The sequence below is a fragment of the uncultured Meiothermus sp. genome (genome assembly GCF_937863175.1).
Classification (GTDB): Bacteria; Deinococcota; Deinococci; order Deinococcales; family Thermaceae; genus Meiothermus.
In genome coordinates, this window is record NZ_CALMCQ010000458.1 from 1 (window position 1) to 3,351 (window position 3,351).

3 protein-coding genes and 1 pseudogene are annotated in these 3,351 nt (G+C 61.0%); 1 reads left to right on the forward strand and 3 read right to left on the reverse strand.

Features of this window, described 5'->3' with window-relative positions; translation table 11 throughout:
* Positions 1-611, reverse strand: a pseudogene (locus Q0288_RS17100) (methyltransferase); the annotation flags it as partial.
* Positions 608-1,138 carry a tRNA (adenosine(37)-N6)-threonylcarbamoyltransferase complex dimerization subunit type 1 TsaB gene (gene tsaB / locus Q0288_RS17105; protein WP_299433324.1) on the reverse strand — a complete coding sequence of 177 codons (531 nt, stop codon included), beginning with the start codon at positions 1,136-1,138 and terminating at the stop codon, positions 608-610. The gene tsaB and the pseudogene Q0288_RS17100, both read right to left, overlap by 4 nt.
* Before the next feature lie 234 nt (positions 1,139-1,372).
* On the opposite strand from tsaB, the gene proC reads away from it, so the two are divergent.
* Positions 1,373-2,155: a pyrroline-5-carboxylate reductase gene (gene proC / locus Q0288_RS17110; protein WP_299433327.1), complete on the forward strand. Its 783-nt coding sequence runs from the start codon at positions 1,373-1,375 to the stop codon at positions 2,153-2,155.
* Between the two features lie 30 nt (positions 2,156-2,185).
* Here the strand turns inward: proC and Q0288_RS17115 are convergent, their stop codons facing one another.
* A complete protein-coding gene (locus Q0288_RS17115; protein WP_299433330.1) occupies positions 2,186-3,163 on the reverse strand; it encodes an ABC transporter substrate-binding protein in 978 nt (325 codons plus the stop codon).
* Between the last annotated feature and the right edge of the window lie 188 nt (positions 3,164-3,351).

The window sequence follows — 3,351 nt, forward strand, 5'->3', positions numbered from 1 at the left end:
TAAGCAAAGTGCAGGGATTCGCCCTGTATATCAAAGGAAAAGGACTGCCAGACGGTGGGCAGTTCGGGGGCGCACTTTTCTTTTTCCAGCACTGCGACCCGCGATGCCCCGTTGCGCTCGACGAGTAAACCGAAACCCAGCAGTTCCTGGGCCAGCTTGAAATAGTGTGCGAAGCCCTTATCCTTGCTACCAGCAATCCAGAGTCGCCCCCCCCTGCGCAAGGCCCTGGCCGCACCCAACAGCGATAGCTCCACATAACGTGTCCCTCGGCTGGCGGGGAGCACCATGGCTACCAGGTCTGCCGAGGCTGGCAGGGCGTTCCAGGGCAGTCCCCGTGTTACCCTTATCAGGTCACCAAAACTGGCTTTCAGACATCGCAGGGCAGCCCTCGAGGTCTCGATGGCTTCCACCTCCAGTCCCTGTCGCCGCAGGGCATGGGCTACCAGCCCGATGCCAGGATTCAGGTCGAGGGCTGTTTGGCCATAAGGCTCGAGGTGACGCGCCAGCAGTTCGTAGGCGGGGTCGGCCAGGCCGCGTGCCCCAGGCTTTACATACAGATGCCCTCCCGGAACGGGGGTTCTGTGCAGGGTGTGATACTCCTCGAGGGTCATAGGTACAGTGGTTCGATCCGGGTCTGTCCGACTCGGAGCATCTGGACGCCCAGGCCTGCCAGGGCTATCCCGGAAGGGGGTTGATCCAGGGAAAAAAGGCCAGCAGGGTGCAACTCTGCCAGCTTGCAACGATTGGGGGTCTCCAGGGTCTCCAGACCGCTGGTGGTCACCCGATAACTCGCGTTGTAACACAGCCCATTGCGGGTGGTGTGGGCCACGGTAACGTGGCCCTGGTAACGCAGGGCTACCCCTTCGAGCGTATCCACCCCCACCGTCGGAATGCCCAGGCCACGGGCCAGTCCCAGGCCAGCGGCAATGCCCACCCGCAGCCCGGTGTAAGAACCAGGCCCTCGCCCCAGCGCAATGCCCTCGAGTTCATTTCGCGAGACCCCGGTTTCGTACAGGAATTGCTCGAGTTCACCCCACAACACTTCAGCATGGCGGCGCCCCAGGCGAATGGCCCGCTCGGCGTGGGGCAAGCCCAGTACCAGATAGGGGGTAGCGGTGTCCAGAGCAAGTACCAGCACCAGAGAAGTATAGAGCGGTTCTCGGAATCAATCCAGCACTCCCCGAAAGCCATAAAACAGTGCAGAGCTCGTTTTTTTTGCCTAGAAATCAGGGGCAAAATAGAGGAAACCGCGATAGCAACAGGGTAGATGCCGAGGGCTATAGGCCATTAGCCCCGGCCCACGGCACGGGCTACTCGATCAATGCGAACCATCCCCTGTCCCCATCGCTGGCTTGCTGCTAGACTTGGGGCCATGAAATTGGCGATTGTCGGTGTGGGCAAGATGGGCAAAAGCATTCTGGAGGGCATTTTACAGGCCGGGATGCTCGAGGCTTCGGAAATCGGGGTACTGGATACATCCGAGCGCACCCTCGAGGTGGCCCAGGAGACGGGTGTCAACCCCCTTCGCTTTGAGGATTTGCGTCGCTGTGAGCGGATTCTTTTATGTGTCCAGCCCAAGGATACTGCCGCCCTCGCACCGCAGATCACCCATCCCAACACCGGCTACATCTCCATCGTGGCCGGAGTCTCAACCGCAGTGCTTTCGCGTCGCCTGGGAACCCGGCGGGTGGTGCGCTGCATGCCCAACCTGGCAGCTACTATTGGCAAAAGCTCGACCGCCATCACCGGCCCCCGCGAAGCAGAGGAAGCGGGCGATTTGGAGTTCACGAAGGCCCTGTTTGCTACGGTGGGCGATGTTTATGATCTGCCCGAGCGCCTGTTCGATGCCTTTACCGGTATGGCGGCCTCGGCCCCGGCCTATGTTGCGGTGGTGGCAGAGGCCCTGGCAGATGGAGGGGTTAAGCAAGGCATCCCCCGTGCCCAGGCCCTGCAACTCGCGGCCGATGTGCTGATCGCCACCGGCGAACTCCTGCGGAGAAAGCATCCTGCGGTGCTCAAGGATGAGGTGAGCAGCCCTGGGGGAACCACCATCCACGGTCTGGCGGCCCTCGAGGCCCGTGCCGTCCGTGCGGCCCTGATCGAAGCCGTGGAAGCGGCTACCCTGCGCGGCCACGGGCTGGGAAGCGAAGAGTAACTGCTGGCTCGAGGTCTCCGGGTTGGAGGATTATCTTTTTGAATTCGGTATAACCTGCACTCCCGGTTGCAAAAACTCGTTGCTGAAAAAAGCCGTTGCGGGCAGGTCGGTTTTGACGCGTCCAGTCCGCTTGAGCAGGTTGAGGCCGCTCTGCCAGCCCTGGGGGCTGGAAAAACCCAGCCCATTCTGGCGGGTGAAAGGCGACTGGTAGAGCCGCAGCGAGACTTCCAGCACTTTGAACCGGTCTTCCCCAAGGGTGGGTACAAATCTTCGGGCGGCTTCGAAGGCCCTGCGGGGGTCTCGAAGCGTGAGGGCCATCGCTTCCTGGGTGGCCTGCACAAACCGGCGGGCCAGATCGGCATTATCCAGCACACGGTCGGTTGAGATCACCCCCACCCCGGGTGAGAGGTTATACGGCCCTGCCGGGATCACGTTGAGCTGGATACCCCTGGCCTGCAAAACAATTGGCTCGTTGTTGATGAAACCCATCGCCACGTCTACCCGGCCCGTCACGATGGCCTCGGCCTGGGTGAATCCGATCTGTTCGATCCGCACATCCGCTTCGCGCAGACCAGCCGCCCGCAACATGGCCTGAAGCGAGGTATACGAGGTGCCAAACAACCCAGGTATCCCGATGGTTTTGCCCCGCAGGTCACGCACCGACCGGATGTTCTTCTCGGCCCTCGAGAACAGTGCATTGGGTACGCTCTGGTAAAGGGCCAGCACGTACTTGAGCGGTATTCCCTGGGTCCGCAGAGCGATCACATCCTCGGCATCTGCCACCACGAAGTCAAGCCGCCCTTGAGCCAGCAGTGGATATAACTCCGATGAAAAACCATGCTGGAATTCCACCTCGAGCCCCCGCCTGCCATAAATTCCTTCCGCCGCCCCCAGGTAGAACGGGGCAAACTGCACATCGGGCAAAAAGCCCAGACCTACCCGTACTTTTTGGGTCTGGGCCAGGCCCAGCGACAACAAGACCGCCAGTACAACCATGATTCTTAGCATTGCTTTATCCTCGACACAACCGTGCTACACCGGGGCCGGAACAGGCACGAACTGCACCCGACCCAACGCCTGAAGCCATGCTGGTTCAAGGATTTTTAGGAAGTATCGCACATCCCGCCACGCCCAGGCACAGGACACCTGGGCTTCACCCCTTCTCTCATCCGGACTATCACCGTCGGCCTGCGATT